At 60.3% G+C, this 20778-nt stretch carries 14 protein-coding genes; 10 read left to right on the top strand and 4 right to left on the bottom strand.

The window, feature by feature from the left end:
* The first annotated feature begins 117 nt into the window (after nucleotides 1-117).
* The 4 genes from SERRSCBI_RS18975 to SERRSCBI_RS18960 are packed head-to-tail and all read left to right on the top strand — an operon-like array spanning nucleotide 118 to nucleotide 9808.
* Nucleotides 118-6093, top strand: a complete 5976-nt coding sequence (locus SERRSCBI_RS18975) for an alpha-2-macroglobulin (protein ID WP_042785266.1) — start codon at nucleotides 118-120, stop codon at nucleotides 6091-6093.
* 49 nt (nucleotides 6094-6142) lie between these two features.
* Nucleotides 6143-8491: a penicillin-binding protein 1C gene (pbpC, locus tag SERRSCBI_RS18970; protein ID WP_042785265.1), complete on the top strand. Its 2349-nt coding sequence runs from the start codon at nucleotides 6143-6145 to the stop codon at nucleotides 8489-8491.
* Between the two features lie 60 nt (nucleotides 8492-8551).
* On the top strand, nucleotides 8552-9322 hold the full coding sequence (gene truC / locus SERRSCBI_RS18965; RefSeq protein WP_042785783.1) for a tRNA pseudouridine(65) synthase TruC: 771 nt from the start codon (nucleotides 8552-8554) through the stop codon (nucleotides 9320-9322).
* Nucleotides 9323-9355: 33 nt separating this feature from the next.
* A complete protein-coding gene (locus SERRSCBI_RS18960; protein ID WP_033644870.1) occupies nucleotides 9356-9808 on the top strand; it encodes a flavodoxin in 453 nt (150 codons plus the stop codon).
* A 57-nt stretch (nucleotides 9809-9865) separates the two neighbouring features.
* Here SERRSCBI_RS18960 and SERRSCBI_RS18955 read toward each other — a convergent pair whose 3' ends face one another.
* From SERRSCBI_RS18955 to map, 4 genes are all read right to left on the bottom strand, one after another.
* The gene (locus tag SERRSCBI_RS18955) at nucleotides 9866-10255 is read right to left on the bottom strand and encodes a DUF3461 family protein (protein WP_004931929.1); all 390 of its coding nucleotides are present in this window, start codon (nucleotides 10253-10255) and stop codon (nucleotides 9866-9868) included.
* Nucleotides 10256-10384: 129 nt separating this feature from the next.
* Nucleotides 10385-11209: a 2,3,4,5-tetrahydropyridine-2,6-dicarboxylate N-succinyltransferase gene (gene dapD, locus SERRSCBI_RS18950; protein WP_004931932.1), complete on the bottom strand. Its 825-nt coding sequence runs from the start codon at nucleotides 11207-11209 to the stop codon at nucleotides 10385-10387.
* 42 nt (nucleotides 11210-11251) lie between these two features.
* Nucleotides 11252-13915: a bifunctional uridylyltransferase/uridylyl-removing protein GlnD gene (gene glnD / locus SERRSCBI_RS18945; RefSeq protein ID WP_042785782.1), complete on the bottom strand. Its 2664-nt coding sequence runs from the start codon at nucleotides 13913-13915 to the stop codon at nucleotides 11252-11254.
* Between the two features lie 73 nt (nucleotides 13916-13988).
* Nucleotides 13989-14783 (bottom strand): type I methionyl aminopeptidase, encoded by a 795-nt coding sequence (map, locus tag SERRSCBI_RS18940; protein ID WP_028127527.1) that lies wholly within the window; start codon nucleotides 14781-14783, stop codon nucleotides 13989-13991.
* A gap of 345 nt (nucleotides 14784-15128) precedes the next feature.
* Between map and rpsB the strand changes: the two genes are divergently transcribed.
* The 6 genes from rpsB to ispU all read left to right on the top strand — a co-directional run bounded on the left by rpsB (nucleotide 15129) and on the right by ispU (nucleotide 20776).
* The gene (gene rpsB / locus SERRSCBI_RS18935; RefSeq protein ID WP_016929891.1) at nucleotides 15129-15854 is read left to right on the top strand and encodes a 30S ribosomal protein S2; all 726 of its coding nucleotides are present in this window, start codon (nucleotides 15129-15131) and stop codon (nucleotides 15852-15854) included.
* Between the two features lie 129 nt (nucleotides 15855-15983).
* Nucleotides 15984-16835: a translation elongation factor Ts gene (gene tsf, locus SERRSCBI_RS18930; protein ID WP_033644872.1), complete on the top strand. Its 852-nt coding sequence runs from the start codon at nucleotides 15984-15986 to the stop codon at nucleotides 16833-16835.
* Between the two features lie 148 nt (nucleotides 16836-16983).
* Entirely contained in the window at nucleotides 16984-17709 is a 726-nt protein-coding gene (pyrH, locus tag SERRSCBI_RS18925) for a UMP kinase (RefSeq protein WP_004931940.1), read from the top strand.
* Nucleotides 17710-17828: 119 nt separating this feature from the next.
* Nucleotides 17829-18386 (top strand): ribosome recycling factor, encoded by a 558-nt coding sequence (gene frr / locus SERRSCBI_RS18920; RefSeq protein ID WP_025160240.1) that lies wholly within the window; start codon nucleotides 17829-17831, stop codon nucleotides 18384-18386.
* Nucleotides 18387-18543: 157 nt separating this feature from the next.
* Complete coding sequence (ispC, locus tag SERRSCBI_RS18915) at nucleotides 18544-19749, top strand: 1-deoxy-D-xylulose-5-phosphate reductoisomerase (RefSeq protein WP_042785264.1); 1206 nt, start codon at nucleotides 18544-18546, stop codon at nucleotides 19747-19749.
* A 268-nt stretch (nucleotides 19750-20017) separates the two neighbouring features.
* Nucleotides 20018-20776 (top strand): (2E,6E)-farnesyl-diphosphate-specific ditrans,polycis-undecaprenyl-diphosphate synthase, encoded by a 759-nt coding sequence (gene ispU / locus SERRSCBI_RS18910; RefSeq protein WP_033644874.1) that lies wholly within the window; start codon nucleotides 20018-20020, stop codon nucleotides 20774-20776.
* Nucleotides 20777-20778: the final 2 nt, after the last annotated feature.

Raw genomic sequence — 20778 nt, 5'->3', positions numbered from 1 at the left:
CCGGCAGTGTAGAGTACTCGCGCGGATGCCGGGCAGGAGAGCCGACGGCGTCTTTCGGCTCGGTTAAACCGCGGTGGTTGACCGGGGGCTGCATTAGGATGATGAGGTGCTGCAATAATGGATTTATTAAGGTTTATCCTTCGTTTGCCTTTTACCCTGGTTAAGGGCGTTTGCCGCCTGTTGGGTGGGGTCTTGTCGCTGTTGGGGCGGTTGCTGAGACCGCTGGTCGGCAACCTCAGCTGGCGCGCGCCGGCCTGGTGGGCTGCGCTGCCGCGCGGTTTTCTGCGGCTGGAAAGCGGCGTGGATAAACATCCGAAAGCGATCGGTCTGGGCCTGCTGCTGCTGGCAGGCGCCGCGGGCGGCGCGTTTTACGGTTGGCACTGGTGGCAAAATCGGCCTCAGCCGATCGAACCGGCGCCGATGGTGGTTCAGGAGGTCAGCGCATCGCTGGCTAACCCCGCGCCGATAGATTACACCGCCGCCCGGCAAGCGCCACAAACGGTGAGCCTGGCCTTCAGCGGCTCGGTCGCGCCGATCGCCGCGGTGGGCAAAACCGTGAGCGCCGGCATCACCCTCAAACCGACGGCGGAAGGACAGTGGGCGTGGAACAATGAATCGACGCTGGTGTTCACGCCGAAAAAGCCGCTGCCGATGGGCGCGAAATATGACGTGACCCTCGAGCCCGCCGCCTTGCTGGCGCCGCAGGTCAAACTCGCCAAAACCCGCTATGCCTTCACCGTGCCTGCGTTCGACTACCGTCTGGGGCAGGCCGAGTACTACCGCGATCCGCAGAATGCGCAGAAACGCAGCGCGATTTTCAATCTGCAGTTCAACGCGCCGGTCGACGTCGCCAGCTTTGAAAAACAGATTTCGCTGGGATTGAAAGAAGGCAACGCCACCTCCGAGAAGAAGCTGAATTTCTCTCTGGTCTATGACGAGAAAAAACTGAACGCCTGGGTGCATTCCGAGCCGCTGCAGGCGCTGGATCAGGGCGGCGCGGTACATCTGACCGTCGGCAAGGGCGTTAAATCGACGGCGGCCGGCAACGCGGTCGAAGAGGCGAAAAGCAACTGGGTCAAGGTTCCTACCCTCTACAGCCTGGCGCTGAGCGACGCCAGCGCCCAGGTGGTGGACACCGACGGCGGCAAAGGGCAGCGTGCGCTGGTGGTTGGTTTCAGCGATGCGGTGAAGGATAAAGAGCTGGCGCGAGCCGCGAAAGCCTGGCTGCTGCCGCAGCACGATCCGAGCGATGCCGAGGCCGCCAATGATGCTGAAGACTTTTACCCATGGACGGTAGACAGCGTCGGCAAGAACGTGCTGGCGCAGGCGACGCCGCTGCCGTTGACGCTTAACGAGGCGGAAGAGGCCTATCAGCCGCAGTTCAGCTTCCGTTTTGACGCCCCGGCGCACCGCTTTATGCTGCTCGAGATCGATAACCAGCTGATCTCCGCCGGCGGTTACAAAATGCCGAAGAAGGTTTATCGGGTGGTCGAAGTGCCGGAGTTCCCGAAATCGCTGCAGTTCATGTCGCAGGGCTCGCTGCTGTCGGTCAACGGCGACAAGCAGATCAGCGTGGCGGCGCGCAACGTGGCGGGCCTGCGGCTGGACATCAAGCGGGTGATCCCGAGTCAGCTGCAGCACATTGTTTCCTTCAAAAGCCGGGAATACTCGTCCACGGAATTCAACCGGCTCAACGATGAGTATTTCACCGAGCATTTCAAATACCAGACGGCGCTCAACAACGAGCGGCCGGGGGAAGTGAACTATCAGGGCATCGATCTTTCCCGCTATCTCTCCACCAACGCCAGTTCCCATCGTGGGGTGTTTCTGTTGACGCTGTCGGAATGGCAGCCGAATCGCAAACCGGCGGCGGAAGAGGCGGGCGCCGAGCAGGAGCAGGAACAGGACGAGAGCGCAGGGGAAGAGCAGCCCGACGTCGGCGATTCGCGTTTTGTGGTGGTGACCGATCTGGGCATCGTCGCCAAGAGCTCGCAGGATAAGACGCGCGACGTCTTCGTGCAGTCGATCCAAAGCGGTGCGCCGGTCAGCGGCGCCAACGTATCTGTGGTGGCCAAAAACGGCGTGACGCTGCTCAGCCAAACCACCGGCGCCGACGGCCACGTGCGTTTCCCGGCGCTGGATGTGTACACCAACGAGCGCCAGCCGGTGATGTTCCTGGTGGAGAAAGAAGGGGATGTCTCCTTCCTGCCGACCGGCAGCTCTAACGATCGCGGGCTGGATTTCTCGCGCTTCGACGTTGCCGGTGAACAAACGCCGACCGATCCGCGCACGCTCAGCAGCTACCTGTTCTCCGACCGCGGCGTGTATCGGCCGGGAGACACCTTCAATATCGGCCTGATCACTCGCGCCGCCGACTGGCGCGTTGGCCTCGCCGGCGTGCCGGTGCGCGCAGAAATTCGCGATCCGCGCGACAAGCTGATGTCCACCGTGCCGCTGACGCTGGGCGCCAGCGGTTTCAACGAACTGAGCTATACCACCGATGAAAACTCGCCCACCGGCGAGTGGAACGTTTATCTGTATCTGATCGGCAAAAACAACGACACCTCCACGCTGCTCGGCCATACCGCAGTCAATGTGAAGGAGTTCGAGCCGGATCAACTGAAAGTGAAGCTGGCGTTGACGCCGGACCGCCAGCAAGGCTGGGTCAAGCCGTCTGAGCTGAAGGCCAGCATCGATGTGCAGAACCTGTTCGGCACCCCGGCGCAAGATCGCCGTGTGACCACCAGGCTGACGCTGCGGCCAATGTATCCGAGCTTCGATCGCTTCCCGGATTATGCGTTCTACGAAAACCGGCAAAACAGCGACGGGTTCGAAACCGAGCTGGAAGATCGCACCACCGATGAACACGGCGCGGCTGATATTCCGCTCGATCTGAAATCTTACGCCGACGCCACTTATCAGCTGCAGCTGTTGTCGGAGGCGTTCGTTGCCGGCGGCGGTCGCTCGGTGGCGGCTACCGCCCGTACGCTGGTTTCGCCTTACGATTACCTGATTGGGGTGAAGGCCGACGGCGATCTGGGCTACATCAATCGCGATGCGGAGCGGCATCTGAATGTGATCGCCATTGATCCGGCCTTGAAACAGATCGCCATGCCGAACCTGAAGCAGGTGCTGATCGAACAGAAATACATTTCGGTGCTGACCAAACAGGATTCGGGCGTTTACAAATACCAATCGAAGATGAAGGAAGTGCAGCTCTCGGAACAGCCGCTGGCGCTGGGCGATCAGGGCGCGGATCTGCGGCTGGCGACCGATAAGCCGGGCGACTTCGTGCTGGTGATCGAAGATGCGCAGGGCAAGACGCTCAACCGCGTCGCCTACAGCGTGGCCGGCAACGCCAACCTGAGCCGTTCGCTGGATCGCAACGCCGAACTGAAGCTAAAACTCAACCAGGCGGAATATCAGCCCGGCGAAGAGATCGAGGTGGCGATCAACGCGCCTTATACCGGCAGTGGCTTGATCACCATCGAGAAGGACAAGGTTTACGCCTGGCAGTGGTTCCACACCGACACCACCAGCTCGGTGCAGACGATCCGCGTGCCGGCCGGCATGGAGGGCAACGGCTACATCAACGTGCAGTTCGTGCGCGACATCAACTCCAGCGAGATCTTCATGAGCCCGCTGAGCTATGGCGTGATGCCGTTCAAGATCAGTACCAGGGCGCGCCAAAACAGCCTTGAGGTGACGGCACCGGAGGTCATCAAACCGGGTGAAAACCTGACGATGACTGTCAAGACCGATGCGCCGCAGCAGGTGGCGCTGTTCGCCGTCGATGAGGGCATTTTGCAGGTGGCGCGTTATCGCCTGAAGGATCCGCTGGAGTTCTTCTTCAGCAAGCGCGAACTGAACGTGAGCAGCTCGCAGATCCTCGATCTGATCCTGCCGGAATTCAGCAAGCTGATGGCGCTGACCGCGGCGCCGGGCGGCGATGCGGGCGAAGGGCTGGATCTCAACCTCAACCCGTTCAAGCGCAAGCGCGATAAGCCGGTGGCCTATTGGTCCGGCATAACCGAAGTCAGCGGCGAGAAGCAGTTCGTCTACCCGGTGCCGGATTACTTCAACGGCAAGATCCGCGTCATGGCGATTTCGGTGACGCCGGAGAAAATCGGCAAGGCGCAAACCGCCGCTACGGTGCGCGACAGCTTCATCATGACGCCGAACGTGCCGGCGATGGTGGCGCCGGGCGATGAGTTCGACGTCAGCGTGGGCGTCAGCAACAACCTCGAAGGGCTGAACGGCCAGTCGGCAGCCATCAACGTCCTGCTGACGCCGCCGCCGCAATTGGAGGTGGTGGGCAACGCGACGCAAAGCCTGACGCTGGCGGAAAAACGCGAGGGCGTGATCGCCTTCCGTCTGCGCGCCAAAGCCGTTTTGGGCGATGCGCCGCTGGTGTTCGACGCCCGTTACGGCGACCAGGCCAGCCGTCGCACCGTCAGCACCTCGGTGCGGCCGGCGGCGCCGTACCGTACTCAATCGGTGATGGGGCGCATGAGCGGCGGCAGCCAGAACGTCGATGGCCTGCGCCAGATGTTCGACGCCTTCGCGCAGCGCCGGGCGGCGGTGTCGAATTCGCCGCTGGTGCTGACCAGCGGGTTGGCGCAATACCTGGCGGATTATCCGTATTACTGTTCCGAGCAGATCGTCAGCCGTTCCATTCCGCTGATGTTGCAGAGCCGCCATCCAGAGATGAAAGGCAGCCTGAGCCAGGCGGAAGTCAGCAAGCAGCTGCGCAACCTGCTGAGCGTGCTGCGCGCCCGTCAGAACGACAGCGGGGCGATCGGCGCCTGGCGTTCGTCGCCGGATGCCGATCCTTTCGTCACGCCTTATGTGGTGCAATATCTGCTCGAAGCCAAAGCGGCGGGTTACGCCCTGCCGGAAGGCATGCTGGACGAAGCCAACGGCGCGCTGCGCGAGCTGGCGGCCAGCGGTTTCGACGATCTGTATCTGCTGCGCCTGCGCAGTTGGGCGGTCTACCTGCTGACGCTGCAGGGCGAAGTGACCACCAACTCGCTGGCGGCCGTGCAGGATACGCTGCAAAAACGCTATGGCGAAGAGTGGAAAACCGATCTGAGCGCGCTGTATCTGGCCTCTTCCTATCGTTTGTTGAAGATGGACGACGAAGCCGCCGCGCTGTTGCAACCCAGCTGGCAGCAACTGAGCAAAGCCTATGACAGCGCCTGGTGGACGCAGAACTATTTCGATCCGCTGGTGCAGGATGCGACGCGGCTGTATTTGATTACCCGTCACTTCCCTGAGAAGGTGGCGTCGATTCCGCCGCAGGTGCTGGAGAATATGGTCAAGGCACTGAAAGAAGAGCGTTATACCACCTACTCCTCTGCAATGAGCATCCTGGCGCTGGAAAGCTATTCGGCCCAGGTGGCGGCGCAATCCGCCAATGCGGACGCGTTAGGCATCGTGCAGGTAGATAAAGCCGGCGGTGAGCCACAGCGCATCAGTGAGCTGCAGGGGCTGTTCGTTCAGGGGCAGTTCAACGCCGATGCCACCGCCGTGCGCTTCACCAACGGCGGCAGCGCGCCGGCCTGGTATGTGGTGACGCAGGCCGGTTACGATCTGAACGCGCCGCAAAAAGCGCTGTCGCGCGGGATTGAGATCGTCCGCGAGTACACCGACGAACAGGGTAAACCGGTGACGCAGGTGACGCTGGGGCAGAAGATCAACGTCCATCTGAAGGTGCGCGCCAACTCGAAAGAGGGGCAGAGCAACCTGGCGATTGTCGATCTGCTGCCGGGCGGGTTCGAAGTGGTGCAGCAGACGCCGCCGGAACCGGCCGATGCCGGTGAGGAGAGCGACGATCGCGGCGGCTGGCAGTCGCCGCTGGCCGCCACCGGCTCCACCTGGGCGCCGGATTACAGCGACATCCGTGAAGATCGGGTGATTATCTACGGCAGCGTCGGCACCGAGGTGCAGGAGTTCGTCTATCAGATCAAGGCCACCAATACCGGCAGCTTTATTATTCCACCGGCCTACGGCGAAGCCATGTATGACCGAGAAGTGCAGGCCATGTCGGCCGGCGGCGGCAAGCTGGTGGTGGTGCCGGCGGGCAACGACTAGGCCGTATCCGGCGCCAGGCCAGCGTCTGGCGCCGGAATGCTGAGAACGTATGAAGATCCTGACCGGGCGCGTGCTGCAAAACGGCTTGATGGCGGTGTTTTTACTGGCGCTGCTGTTGACCGCAATTCGGCTGTGGCCGCATCCGCCCCTGTGGCAGGGGCTGCCGCAGTCTTCCGTTTATTACGACAGGCACGGCGCGCTGCTGCGCATTACGCTGGCCAACGACGATCGCTACCGGCTGTGGACCTCGCTGGAGCAAGTGTCGCCGCTGGCGGTGCGCGGGTTGCTGCTGCACGAAGATCGTTGGTTCTACTATAACCCCGGCTTTAACCCTGTCAGCCTGATGCGCGGTTTCTGGCGCAGTTATGTCGCTGGCGGCAAAATGCAGGGCGGTTCGACCATCAGCATGCAGCTGGCGCGGATGCGCTGGCATCTCAATACCCGTACGCCGGGCGGCAAGGTGTTGCAGGTGCTGCGTGCGGTGCAGCTGGAACTGAGCTACTCCAAGCGCGATATCCTGGAAGCCTATTTGAATTACGCGCCCTACGGCCGCAACATTGAAAGCATCGGCGCCGCCAGCCTGATCTATTTCGCCAAGCCGCCGCGGGAGTTGACTCTGCCGGAGGCGCTGACGCTGGCGGTCTTGCCGCAGTCACCCAGCTACCGTCTGGAGCCGAAAACCGGCGTGCTCGGCGCGGCGTTGACGCAGGCGCGCAATCGTCTGTTCCAGCGTTGGCAGCGGGTTTACCCCACCGACGCCAGCCAGCAAACGCTGTTCCGCCTGCCGTTGGCGCTGCGGCAGCCTGAACAAGTGCCTTATATCGCACCGCACTTTATCGAACAGCTGCGCCTGCAGACGCAGCAACTGGTGCAGCGCGATACCCGCGTAGACACGACGCTGGACGCCGGGCTGCAGCGGCTGGTCGAACGGCAGGTCAACGCTTTTATCGCCCGCAACCGCAGCCGCGGCATCCAAAACGCCGCGGTGCTGCTGGTGGACAGCCGCGATATGGGGGTGCGCGCGCTGGTGGGCTCGGCGGACTATTACAATCGTCCGATCCAGGGGCAGGTGAACGGCACCAACGCCAAGCGTTCGCCGGGATCGACGCTGAAGCCGTTCATCTACGCGCTGGGCATGGAGCAGGGCGTGCTGCATCCGATGACCATTCTGAAAGACGTGCCTTCGTCGTTCGGCGCCTATGCGCCGGAAAATTTCGACCGGCGTTTTCTCGGCCCGGTGACCGCCACCGACGCGCTGAATTTCAGCCGTAACATCCCGGCGGTCTATGTCGCCTCACAGCTGCGTCAGCCGACCTTTTATCAGTTTTTGCGCCTGACCGGCGTCGCCAATATGGCCAATGAGAGCCACTACGGACTGTCGCTGGTGCTGGGCGGCGGCGAGGTGACGGCGCAGGAGCTGGCGAAGCTGTACGCGTTGCTGGCGAACCGCGGCGAGCTGCGGCCGCTGCGATTGCGGCTGAACGAGGGTGAACCGAGGCCGGTGCGGCTGTTGAGCGAGGAGGCCAGTTTCATCACGCTGGATATGCTGCGCCAGCACCGGCGGCCGGGCGATACGCTGGCGCAGCGTTCTTCGTCGCTGCCGGTGTACTGGAAGACCGGCACCTCATGGGGCTTTCGCGACGCCTGGAGCGTCGGGATTTTCGGCCCTTACGTGCTGGTGGTGTGGGAAGGCAACTTCGATGGGCGCGGCAACAATGCGTTGGTCGGCGCCGAGGCGGCCGCGCCGCTGTTTTTCAATATCATCGACAGCGTCAACGCCAGCTATCCCGCCCTGCGGGAACCGAAACATCCGTTCCCCAAGCGGCTGCGGCGGGTAGACATCTGTCTCGCCAGCGGCGATCTGCCGACGCCGTGGTGCCAGCAAAAGGGCAAGACCTGGTTCATTCCCGGCAAGTCGCCGATCAAGGTAGACAGCGTCTACCGGCCGGTGGTGCTGGATATTCACAGCGGCGAGGTTGTTTGCCCGCCGTATGACGCGGCGCAGACCCGCACCGAAATTTTTGAATTCTGGCCTTCCGATTTGGCCAACGTGTTCGCCCAGGCCGGGCTGCCGAAGCGGGCGCCGCCGGTCAATCGCTGCAAGGACAACGGCATCGCCGTCGGCGGCAACGCGCCGCGCATCACCTCGCCGTTGAAAAACACCACTTATACCCTGCGCCAGTCGCAACAGGGACGGGACAAAATCGCCTTCAATGCGGTGACGGACGCCGACAGCAAGACGGTGTACTGGTTCGTCGACGATATCTATCTCGGCAGCAGCGCCAGTAAAAAACCGATCGACTGGCGGCCGATCAACAACGGGCGCTACCGCATTCGGGCGGTGGACGATCGCGGCCGCGCCGATACGCGCCTGGTGACCATCGAATGGGTGAACTAGCGTTGCGTCTCATGCCTGTTATACTCGCGCCCGAAACGGCTATTGACCTGGGAATGCGATGTGATTGAGATTTTGTATCAGGATGAACACCTGGTGGCGGTGAACAAACCGTCGGGCTGGTTGGTGCACCGCAGTTGGCTGGACCGTCATGAAACTCGCTTTATGATGCAGACGGTGCGCGATCAGCTCGGGAAGCACGTCTTTACCGTGCACCGTCTCGATCGTCCGACGTCCGGCGTGCTGCTGATGGCGCTCTCCAGCGAGGTGGCGCGCCTGCTGTCGCAGCAGTTCGAGCAGCATCAGGTGCAGAAAACCTACCATGCGGTGGTGCGCGGTTACGTGCAGGAGGAGGCGACCCTCGACTACCCGCTGACGGCGGAGCTGGATAAAATCGCCGATAAACATGCCGATGCTGACAAGGGGCCGCAGCCGGCCGTGACGCACTACCGGCCGTTGGCGCAGGTAGAGATGCCGGTGGCCGTCGGCCGCTACGACAGCGCGCGTTACAGTCTGGTGGAACTGCAGCCGGAAACCGGCCGCAAACATCAGCTGCGGCGCCATATGGCGCACCTGCGCCACCCGATCATCGGCGACAGCAAGCACGGCGATCTGCGGCAGAATCGCGGGATGGCGCAGCATTTCGGTTGCCCGCGCCTGATGCTGCACGCCAGCCATCTGCAGCTGACGCACCCGGTGACCGGCGAGCCGCTGCAGGTAACGGCGCGCTGGGACGAGGCCTGGCAAGGGGTGATGGCGCAGTTCGGCTGGGCGGGGGTATTCCCTGAACTTGCCGGGGTTGAGTTTAGCGCGGCTAACGGTCAGGATAGCTGACAATTTTTAAAGGTAATGAAGGGAGTAGGAGCCATGGCTCAGGTTGGTATCTTCGTGGGAACGGTCTACGGCAATTCGCTGCTGGTGGCGGAAGAGGCGCAAAACATCCTCAGCGAGCAGGGCCATGAGGTCAAACTGTTCGAAGAGGGCACGCTGGAGGCCTGGCAGTTTTATCGTCAGCACTACGCGCTGGTGATCACCTCCACCACCGGGCAGGGCGATCTGCCGGACAGCATCGCGCCGCTGTTCCACGCTATCCGCGATCAGGTTGGCTATCAGCCGGAGCTGCGCTATGGGCTGATCGCCCTCGGCGACAGCAGCTATGACCACTTCTGCGGCGCCGGGCGCACGTTCGATGCGCTGCTGCAGGAACAGGGCGCCACCCGCGTTGGCGAAGTGCTGGAAATCGATGCGATGGAACAGCCGGAGCCGGAAGTGGCCGCCTGCCCGTGGGTCGAGCAGTGGGGCACGCTGCTGCAGTCATAACGTAAAAAGGCGCCGTAACAGGGCGCCTTAACGATGATGCGGGTCAGCCGATCCGCATTATTTGCCGCGGGTGAGTTTTTCCAGATCGGCTTCGATCTCGGCAATCTTGTGCGACACCACGCCTTCGAGATGGCGCAGGTCGTCGAGGATTTTACGCTTCAGATCCACTTCCACCTGATCGCGCTGGCACAGCTGATCCAGCTCGTCGATCACGTAACGCAGGTTCGGGTTGATCTCGTGAATTTCCTTGTAGCCCTGGCCGGCGTTGTCCGCCACCACGGTTTTACGCTGGCGCGGATACTTGAACTTCACGCTCTTGGCGAAGAACTCGCCCTTGTCCTTGCGGAAATAGATCTTGAGGATGTCGTTGTTGGCCTCTTGACGCAGGCTATAGCGATCGACGTCTTCCGGTTGATTGATGCCCAAACTCTTCAAGTTATCGTACATACTGCGCCCTCTTTAGATGTGATCGTTATATTCCACGACTGCGATTATGGCGGAAAGCGAGATCTGCGACTGTGACTGCCAGCGAAACGCAGACAAAAAAATAGCGGGTGAATCACCCGCTATTTCAATTTAGTCGATAGTACGCAATAACTCATTAATGCCGACTTTACCGCGCGTTTTGGCGTCGACTTTCTTGACGATCACCGCGCAGTACAGGCTGTAAGAACCGTCTTTCGACGGCAGGTTGCCGGAAACCACCACCGAACCCGCCGGCACGCGGCCGTAATGGATTTCGCCGGTCTCGCGGTCATAGATGCGGGTGCTCTGGCCGAGGTAGACGCCCATCGAAATCACCGAGCCTTCTTCCACGATCACGCCTTCCACCACTTCGGAACGCGCGCCGATGAAGCAGTTGTCTTCGATGATGGTCGGATTGGCCTGCAGCGGCTCGAGCACGCCGCCGATGCCGACGCCGCCGGACAGGTGAACGTTTTTGCCGATCTGCGCGCAAGAACCGACGGTGGCCCAGGTGTCGACCATGGTGCCTTCGTCGACGTAGGCGCCGATGTTAACGTAAGACGGCATCAGCACGGTGTTGCGAGCGATGAACGCGCCCTGGCGCACGGTGGCCGGCGGCACGACGCGGAAGCCTTCCTTCTGGAAGCGCGCTTCGTCGTAGTCGGCGAATTTCATCGGCACTTTGTCGTAGTAGCGGGTTTCCGCGCCGTCCATCACCTTGTTGTCGTTGATGCGGAAAGAGAGCAGCACGGCTTTCTTCAGCCACTGGTGGGTGACCCATTGACCGTCGATCTTCTCGGCGACGCGCAGGGCGCCGCTGTCCAGCAGGCCGATCACCTGGTTTACCGCTTCGCGCGTTACGGTGTCTACGTTCGCCGGGGTGATGTCCGCACGGCGTTCGAAGGCGCTTTCAATAACGTTCTGTAATTGCTGCATGCTGTTCTCTTTCCTGATGTTGTCGGTAAAAAGTTACTTGTATCACATTTTATCGTTTGGGGTGAGGGCCTCTGTCAACCGTTGCTCCAACTTTCTGCGCGTTTCTTGGTCGAGCGCGCGCCGCTCGCCGTCGGCCAGGATAAACAAATCCTCGACCCGCTCGCCGATGGTGGAAATGCGCGCGCCGTGCAGCGACAGCCCCAGATCGGCGAACACTTCGCCCACCCGCGCCAGCAGGCCGGGTTGGTCGAGCGCGGTCAGCTCCAGGTAGCTGCGGCGATCGGTGTGGGTCGGCAGGAAGGTGACCTCGGTCGGCACGCTGAAGTGGCGCAGCTTGGAAGAGGGACGGCGCACGCGCGGCGGCTGGTACTCACGCTGGGTGATGGCCTGCAGCAGCGCCTGGCGGATCGCCGCGTGGCGATCCTGCGCCAGCGGGCTGCCGTCCGGCTCCAGCACGATAAAGGTGTCCATCGCCATACCGTCGCGGTTGGTGAAGATCTGGGCGTCGTGCACGCTCAGGTTGCGGCGATCCATCTCCCCGGCAACGGCGGCGAACAGATAAGGACGATCCGGGCTCCAGATGAAGATCTCGGTGCCGCCGCGCGTCGCCTGGCGGCTGACCAGCACCAGCGGCTGGGTGGAATCGTGGGCCAGCAGATGGCGGGCGTGCCAGGCCAGCTGATTCGGCGAGTGGCGCAGGAAATAGTCGGCGCGGCAGCGGCTCCAGATGCGGTGCAGCGCCTCTTCGTCGATGTTGTCCATGCGCAGCAGCGCCAACGCCTGCAGCCGGTGGTGGCGCACGCGTTCGCGCAGATCAGGGCTGTTTTGCATGCCGCGGCGCAGCTGTTTCTCGGTGGCGAAATACAGCTCGCGCAACAGGCTCTGCTTCCAGCTGTTCCACAGGGTTTCGTTGGTGGCGCAGATATCCGCCACCGTCAGGCATACCAGGTAGCGCAGGCGAGTTTCGCTCTGCACTTCGCTGCTGAACTGCTGGATCACCGTCGGATCCTGGATATCGCGGCGCTGCGCGGTGACCGACATCAGCAGGTGGCAGCGCACCAGCCAGGCCACCAGTTGGGTCTCTCGCGAGTTGAGGCCGTGCAGCTCGGCGAACTCCACCACGTCCTCCGCGCCGAGGATCGAGTGATCGCCGCCGCGCCCTTTGGCGATATCGTGGAACAAGGCGGCCAGCAGCAGCAGTTCCGGGTGCGGCAGGCGCGGATACAGCTCCACGCACAGCGGATGGCGCGGCCGGGTTTGCGGATCGGCGAAGCTCTCCAGCTTCTGCAGCACCCGGATAGTGTGTTCGTCGACGGTATAGGCGTGGAACAGATCGAACTGCATCTGCCCGACGATCTTGCCCCACTGCGGCATATAGGCCCACAGCACGCTGTGACGGTGCATCGGCACCAGCGCGCGCGACACCGCGCCGGGATGGCGCAGGATGGCCATGAACAGATCGCGCGCTTCCGGGATGGTGCACAGCGGCTGTTTCAGGTGGCGGCGCGCGTGGCGCAGCTGGCGCACGGTGGTGGAGTAAATGCCTTTGATCTCGCGGTTGCGCACCATCAGGTAGAACATGCGCATGATGGCTTGCGGCTCGCGGATGAACAGCGTTTCGTCACGCAGATCGATCAGAGCGCCGCGCAGTTGGAAATCGTCGTTCAGCGGACGCGGTTTTTCGGTGGCGTCCAGCGCCAGGATGGCTTCGTCGAACAGCTGCAGCAGCATGTGGTTCAGCTCGCTGACGCGCCGCGTCATGCGGTAGAAGTCTTTCATCATGCGCTCGACCGGCTCGTTGCCTTCGCCTTCATAGCGCAGCAGCTGCGCGACGCTGAGCTGGCGATCGAACAGCAGACGGTTGTCGTAACGCGGCAGCACCAGGTGCAGCGCAAAGCGGATGCGCCACAGGAAGCTCTGGCATTCGTTCAGCTCGTTGCGTTCGGCCTGGGTGAGAAAGCCGAAGCCGACCATTTCGTCCAGCGAGGTGGCGCCGAAGTGGCGGCGCGCCACCCACAGCAGCGTGTGGATGTCACGCAGGCCGCCGGGGCTGCTTTTGATATCCGGCTCCAGGTTATAGCTGGTGCCGTGGTAGCGCTGATGACGTTCTTGCTGCTCGTTGATCTTGGCGTGGAAAAACTGCGGCGAAGGCCAAAAGCCGTCGCTGAAGATATGTTTTTGCATCTGCAGGAACAGCGCGACGTCGCCGCAGATCATGCGCGATTCGATCAGGTTGGTGGCCACGGTCAGATCCGCCAGCCCTTCCAGCAGACACTCTTCCAGGGTGCGCACGCTGTGGCCCACTTCCAGCTTGAGATCCCACAGCAGGGTGATGAATTCGCCGACCCGCTGCGACTGTTGCTCCGTCAGCCGGCGCTGGCTGAGCACCAGCACGTCGATATCCGACAGCGGGTGCAGCTCGCCGCGGCCGTAGCCGCCGACCGCCACCAGCGCGGTTTCCGGGATATCTTCAAAGCCGTAGAACGTCCACAGCCGGCGCAGCAGGCGATCGATGAAGTCGCTGCGCGCCGCCACCAGGCTTTCTGCGCTGGAGCCGGCGTCGAACGCCGCCGCCAGCCACAGCTGAAACTGTTCCAGCCGCTGTTTCAGCACCGGGCAGGTGAGCTCGTCGTCGCCGTAGGCGCTGGGGGAGGCGGGCGGCATCGGCACGGCCGGGGCCGCCTGTTGAAGAAGATTGTCAGACATAGTGCGCAGCCCATAAAAAAGGCCGGCATAAGCCGGCCTGGTGATATTCTGCACGCGGCGTTCGCCGCGGTGCTTACATCTCGTGCGTAATGATGTTGGGGATGGTGTCATCCTTGCGCAACGTCATTATCTCGCAGCCGTTATCAGTCACCACAATAGTATGCTCATACTGCGCCGACAAGCTGCGATCTTTGGTTTTTACCGTCCAGCCGTCTTTCATGGTGCGGATGCGGTAGTCGCCGGCGTTGACCATCGGTTCGATGGTGAAGGCCATGCCCGGCTGCAGCACCACGCCGCCGTCGTCCGCGTCATAGTGCAGCACCTGCGGCTCTTCGTGGAACACTTCGCCGATGCCGTGGCCGCAGTACTCGCGCACCACGGAGAACTTCTCGGCTTCGACGAATTGCTGGATAGCCTTGCCCAGGGTGCGCAGACGGATGCCCGGTTTGACCATCTTCAGCGCCAGATACAGGCTTTCCTGAGTAACGCGGCACAGGCGCTCGCCCAGAATGGTCGGTTTGCCGACGATGAACATCTTCGACGTGTCGCCGTGGAAACCGTCTTTAATCACGGTCACGTCGATGTTGACGATGTCGCCGTCTTTCAGCGTTTTGTCGTCGCTCGGGATGCCGTGGCACACCACTTCGTTCACCGAAATGCACACGGATTTCGGGAAGCCGTGATAGCCGAGGCAGGCGGAAATGGCCTGCTGCTCGTTGGTGATGTACTCGTGACAGATACGGTCCAGCTCGCCGGTGGTCACGCCAGGTTTGACGTGCGGCTCGATGATCTCCAGCACTTCGGCGGCCAGGCGGCCGGCCACGCGCATTTTTTGGATGTCATCAGGTGTTTTAATTGAGATTGCCATGAAATTCGTCCGCAGGTGTCGTTATCGTCGACAATAAGAAGCAGTGACTTATGGTATCAGCCCGGCCGGGGGCTGCCAAATTTCATTTCCTGACGCCCGGCGAAACGCAACAAAAGTTGGTGTCGGCGGCGGGTTTATGGTATAAAGCGCGCCGGCGATCCGTGTCTTGGTTCTTGTGACCTGGCGGGAATGAGCCGAAAATACTTTAACTGCACTCATTTTGTGTAAATAACACACACGTATCGGCACATCCGCCGGGGTGCCCTGAGGTGACTTGTCGCCGCCAGGGTCGGCGTTATGGGATACGTGGAGGCATAACCCCAATTAATCTATAGAGGTTTAATCATGGCAACTGTTTCCATGCGCGACATGCTCAAGGCTGGTGTTCACTTTGGTCACCAGACCCGTTACTGGAACCCGAAAATGAAGCCTTTCATCTTCGGCGCTCGTAACAAGGTTCACATCATCAACCTGGAGCAGACTGTACCAATGTTCAACGCCGCTCTGGCTGAACTGAGCAAGATCTCTTCCCGTAAAGGCAAGATCCTGTTCGTTGGTACCAAACGCGCAGCAAGCGAAGCGGTAAAAGACGCTGCGAACAGCTGTGACCAGTTCTTCGTGAACCACCGCTGGTTGGGTGGCATGCTGACTAACTGGAAAACCGTTCGTCAGTCCATCAAGCGTTTGAAAGATCTGGAAATCCAGTCTCAAGACGGCACCCTGGACAAGCTGACCAAGAAAGAAGCGCTGATGCGCACTCGTGAACTGGCCAAGCTGGAAAACTCCCTGGGCGGTATCAAAGATATGGGCGGTCTGCCAGACGCACTGTTCGTTATCGATGCCGATCACGAGCACATCGCGATCAAAGAAGCCAACAACCTGGGTATCCCGGTATTCTCTATCGTTGATACCAACTCCAACCCAGACGGCGTTGACTTCATCATCCCTGGTAACGACGACGCAATCCGTGCAGTAAACCTGTACCTGACTGCTGTTGCTGCCGCTGTGCGTGAAGGTCGTTCTCAAGATCTGGCCGTTCAGGCGGAAGAAGGCTTCGTAGAAGCTGAATAATAAGGCAAGCTCGTCACTGAGCCCTTATTAACCAGGTATTGACATATGTTGGTTAGGGGGGCCTGTAAAGGCCCCCTTTGCTTATCTGAATGAGAACTGTCTCCACGCGAGATAACCGAGGAAAAATAAATGGCTGATATTACCGCTGCCCTGGTAAAAGAACTGCGCGAGCGTACCGGCGCTGGCATGATGGATTGCAAGAAGGCGCTGGTTGAATCCAACGGCGACATCGAACTGGCAATCGAAAACATGCGTAAGTCCGGTGCGATCAAAGCCGCTAAAAAAGCAGGCAACGTAGCTGCTGACGGCGTGATCAAAACCAAGATCGAAGGCAACTACGGCATCATTCTGGAAGTTAACTGCCAGACTGACTTCGTTGCGAAAGACGCCGGTTTCCAGGCGTTCGCCGACAAAGTGCTGGATGCCGCTATGGCCGGCAAAATCACTGACGTTGACGTGCTGAAAGCACAGTTCGAAGAAGAGCGCGTAGCGCTGGTGGCAAAAATCGGCGAAAACATCAACATTCGTCGCGTTGCTTCCCTGGAAGGCGACGTGCTGGGCAGCTACCTGCACGGCGCGCGCATCGGCGTTCTGGTTGCGGCTAAAGGCGCTGACGAAGAGCTGGTTAAGCAAATCGCAATGCACATTGCGGCGAGCAAGCCAGAGTTCGTGAAGCCAGAAGACGTGTCTGCTGAAGTGGTAGAAAAAGAGTACCAGGTTCAGTTGGACATCGCCATGCAGTCCGGCAAGCCGAAAGAAATCGCAGAGAAAATGGTTGAAGGCCGCATGAAGAAATTCACCGGCGAAGTTTCTCTGACCGGTCAGCCTTTCGTTATGGATCCGAGCAAATCCGTTGCTCAGGTGCTGAAAGAGCACAACGCTGACGTGACCAACTTCATTCGCTTCGAAGTGGGCGAAGGCATCGAGAAAGTCGAAACCGACTTCGCTGCTGAAGTTGCCGCGATGAGCAAACAGTCTTAATGACTGTCGATGGAACCGCCGTCTGGCGGTTCCATACTATCCAGCCAGAATTACACCGGTGGCAGGCCCTGCAGCGTGATGCTCACCTCAGGCGCGTTTCATCGGCTGAAATCCCCAATACTAATACTGCTTCTTAGGACAGAACACCATGGCAACCAATGCAAAACCCGTATATCAGCGTATTCTGCTTAAACTGAGTGGCGAAGCCCTGCAAGGTGCAGAAGGTTTTGGTATCGACGCCAGCGTTTTGGATCGCATGGCTCAGGAAGTGAAAGAGCTGGTCGAACTGGGAATTCAGGTCGGTGTAGTTATTGGCGGCGGGAACTTGTTCCGCGGCGCGGGGTTGGCGCAAGCCGGCATGAACCGCGTAGTGGGCGACCACATGGGAATGCTGGCTACCGTGATGAACGGCCTGGCTATGCGTGATGCACTGCACCGTGCCTATGTGAACGCCCGCCTGATGTCAGCGATCCCGCTGAACGGCGTATGTGATAATTACAGCTGGGCAGAGGCTATCAGCCTGCTGCGCAACAACCGCGTGGTGATCTTCTCCGCCGGTACCGGCAACCCGTTCTTTACCACCGATTCCGCTGCCTGCCTGCGCGGCATCGAGATCGAAGCGGACGTGGTGCTGAAAGCCACCAAAGTGGATGGCGTATACTCCGCCGATCCGGTGAAAAACCCGGATGCGACGCTGTATGAACAATTAACCTATCAGGACGTGCTGGAGCGCGAGCTGAAAGTGATGGATCTGGCGGCATTTACGCTGGCCCGCGATCACGGTCTGCCGATCCGCGTGTTCAACATGAACAAGCCTGGTGCGCTGCGCCGCGTGGTGATGGGTGAGAACGAAGGTACGTTGATCAGCAAATAAGGCTGTTCACACCTCTTTTTCGGAGCGCGTGACGCCAGGCGCCGCGCGCTCTTCGAGTACGATTACGGGCTATACTTGAGTATCGCCTGCCAAGTAACCAGCTTCCAAGGGTTTGCAACGTGACTAATGAAATCAGAAAAGATGCTGATTCACGCATGGAAAAAAGCGTAGAAGCATTCAAAAACCAAATCAGCAAGATCCGTACCGGCCGCGCTTCTCCAAGCATTCTGGATGGCATCATGGTGGAATACTACGGCGCCGCTACGCCGCTGCGTCAGCTGGCCAACGTGACCGTGGAAGACTCCCGCACGCTGAAAATCAACGTATTCGACCGCAGCCTGAGCCAGGCCGTTGAGAAAGCGATCATGAGCTCCGATCTGGGCCTCAACCCGTCTTCCGCCGGTTCTGACATTCGCGTTCCGCTGCCTCCGCTGACAGAAGAACGTCGTAAGGATCTGATCAAGATCGTGCGCGGCGAAGCCGAGCAGGGCCGCGTAGCGGTGCGTAACGTGCGTCGCGATGCCAACGACAAGGTCAAGGCGCTGCTGAAAGATAAAGAGATCAGCGAAGACGAAGAGCGTCGTTCACAAGACGAGATTCAGAAAATGACCGACGCTTACATCAAGCTGGTCGACGCCGCGCTGGCGGAGAAAGAAAAAGAGCTGATGGAATTCTAATCAGCATCGCGCAGAAAAAAAGCGTCGCCTGGGCGGCGCTTTGTTTTTTGTGGCGCAGATCCCGTTTCATCGTACTGAAAGATCATGGACAAGCGGTGTCCAAGGTTCCACACTGGAGCACCTCCGATCTCATCAGACAGTTATTCAGAGTGAACTCATGAAGCAACTGACCATTCTTGGCTCGACCGGCTCGGTAGGGACCAGCACCCTGGCCGTGGTCAGGGCGAATCTCTACCGTTTTGCGATCAAAGCGCTGGTGGCCGGCCGCAACGTTGCGGTCATGGCGCAGCAATGCATGGAATTTCGGCCCGCGTTTGCCGCGATGGCGGATGAAAGCGCCGCGCGCGAGCTGCGCGCTATCCTGGCGGAGAACGGCGTCGCTACCGAAGTGTTGGCCGGGGAACAAGCGGCCTGTGAATTGGCCGCTTTGGATGACGTCGATCAAGTGACGGCGGCCATCGTCGGCGCCGCGGGGCTGTTGCCGACGCTGGCGGCGATCCGCGCGGGCAAGCAGGTGCTGCTGGCCAACAAAGAGTCGCTGGTCACCTGCGGCCGTCTGTTTATGGACGCGGTGCGGCAAAGCCAGGCGCAACTGCTGCCGCTCGACAGCGAGCACAACGCGATTTTTCAGAGTTTGCCTGAGAACATTCAGCGTCAGTTGGGATACTCTTCACTGGACAGTCATGGTGTTTCGCGCATCGTGCTTACCGGTTCCGGCGGCCCGTTCCGCACCACGCCGTTGGAACAGTTCGCCGCGATGACGCCGGATCAAGCCTGCGCCCACCCGAACTGGTCGATGGGTCGCAAGATCTCGGTGGATTCCGCCACCATGATGAACAAAGGTCTGGAATACATTGAGGCCCGCTGGCTGTTTAACGCCTCGGCCGAGCAAATGGAAGTGATCCTGCACCCGCAGTCGGTGATTCACTCGATGGTGCGCTATGCAGACGGCAGTGTGCTGGCGCAGTTGGGGACGCCGGATATGCGCACGCCAATCGCTCACGCGATGGCGTATCCGCAGCGTGTGAATTCCGGTGTGGAAGCGCTGGACTTCTGCCGTATCGGTTCGCTGACCTTCGCCGAACCGGAGCGTGAGCGTTATCCTTGCCTGTATTTGGCGATCGAAGCGTTTGATGCCGGCCAGGCGGCCACCACCGCGCTGAACGCGGCCAACGAAATCGCCGTGGCGGCATTTTTGCAGCAGCAGATTCGCTTTACCGATATCGCGGCGGTCAATCGCCAGGTGGTGGAACGTCTCGCGCTGCAGGAACCGACGAGCATCGAAGCGGTCTTAGACATTGACCGTCAGGCGCGCGCCGCCGCTGAGGAGCGGGTTCGCGCGTTGTGCGGCCGATCACGGTGATTATCCGATTTTGCTCGTAATTCGCGTGCGCCGCAGCGGGGCCGTTTGTTCATGCCCCGCTGAGGTGGTATAGTCTGCGCCACCTGTCAGCGGTTATACCGTTGAATTATGGCCCGATTGGCGCCTTGTGCGTCAATGGCGGCCCGGCTGCGCCGGGTGTCGCAAGGGCAGGCTGAAAGCCGTGTCGGGCACACGGCTTTTTTTGCGCGTAAGGGCCTGATGTTCCGGAAAGGCAGTTATATTTCTATTGAGGAAATAAGTACGAGTTATGTCGTCCGCAAACCAACAAGAGGCTAATCCATCTTCCCCGGGGCCGCGCCATGTCGCCATTATCATGGACGGTAACGGACGCTGGGCCAAACGTCAGGGCAAGTTACGTGTCTTCGGTCATAAAGCAGGGGTGAAATCGGTTCGCCGCGCGGTCAGTTTTGCCGCCAGCCACCATTTAGATGCGCTCACGCTTTATGCCTTCAGCAGCGAAAACTGGAACCGTCCGGTGCAGGAAGTCTCTGCCCTGATGGAGCTTTTTGTCCGCGCTTTGGATAGTGAAGTAAAAAGCCTGCATAAACATAACGTCAGGCTGCGAGTGATCGGCGATATCAGCCGATTCAGCGCGCGTTTGCAGGAGCGGATCCGCCGCTCTGAAGCTCTGACGGAAAATAACGATGGCCTGACGCTCAATATCGCTGCCAACTACGGCGGCCGTTGGGATATCATTCAGGGAGTAAGGGAACTGGCCGAACAGGTACGGGTAGGCGAGTTGCACCCGGATCAGATCAGCGAGGAATTATTGAACGAGCGGGTTTGCATGAGCGACCTGGCGCCGGTGGATCTGGTTATCCGCACCGGTGGCGAGCATCGCATCAGTAATTTCCTGCTGTGGCAAATCGCCTATGCTGAACTTTACTTTACTGATGTGCTCTGGCCTGATTTCGATGAACTTGTCTTTGAAGGTGCGCTGAATGCATTTGCACAACGTGAGCGCCGCTTCGGGGGAACAACACCTAACGGCGCCGATGCGTCCTAGGG

It is taken from the genome of Serratia sp. SCBI, assembly GCF_000747565.1.
Lineage (GTDB): Bacteria > Pseudomonadota > Gammaproteobacteria > Enterobacterales > Enterobacteriaceae > Serratia > Serratia ureilytica.
Note: the sequence above shows the minus strand (reverse complement) of the source record. Positions and strands in the feature narration are given on the sequence as shown.

Bases quoted from the DNA above. Each gene is read 5' to 3' on its own strand.
- SERRSCBI_RS18975 (WP_042785266.1), top strand. From the start codon at position 118: ATGGATTTATTAAGGTTTATCCTTCGTTTGCCTTTTACCCTGGTTAAG.
- pbpC (WP_042785265.1), top strand. From the start codon at position 6,143: ATGAAGATCCTGACCGGGCGCGTGCTGCAAAACGGCTTGATGGCGGTG.
- SERRSCBI_RS18960 (WP_033644870.1), top strand. From the start codon at position 9,356: ATGGCTCAGGTTGGTATCTTCGTGGGAACGGTCTACGGCAATTCGCTG.
- SERRSCBI_RS18955 (WP_004931929.1), bottom strand. From the start codon at position 10,255: ATGTACGATAACTTGAAGAGTTTGGGCATCAATCAACCGGAAGACGTC.
- dapD (WP_004931932.1), bottom strand. From the start codon at position 11,209: ATGCAGCAATTACAGAACGTTATTGAAAGCGCCTTCGAACGCCGTGCG.
- glnD (WP_042785782.1), bottom strand. From the start codon at position 13,915: ATGTCTGACAATCTTCTTCAACAGGCGGCCCCGGCCGTGCCGATGCCG.
- map (WP_028127527.1), bottom strand. From the start codon at position 14,783: ATGGCAATCTCAATTAAAACACCTGATGACATCCAAAAAATGCGCGTG.
- rpsB (WP_016929891.1), top strand. From the start codon at position 15,129: ATGGCAACTGTTTCCATGCGCGACATGCTCAAGGCTGGTGTTCACTTT.
- tsf (WP_033644872.1), top strand. From the start codon at position 15,984: ATGGCTGATATTACCGCTGCCCTGGTAAAAGAACTGCGCGAGCGTACC.
- pyrH (WP_004931940.1), top strand. From the start codon at position 16,984: ATGGCAACCAATGCAAAACCCGTATATCAGCGTATTCTGCTTAAACTG.
- ispC (WP_042785264.1), top strand. From the start codon at position 18,544: ATGAAGCAACTGACCATTCTTGGCTCGACCGGCTCGGTAGGGACCAGC.
- ispU (WP_033644874.1), top strand. From the start codon at position 20,018: ATGTCGTCCGCAAACCAACAAGAGGCTAATCCATCTTCCCCGGGGCCG.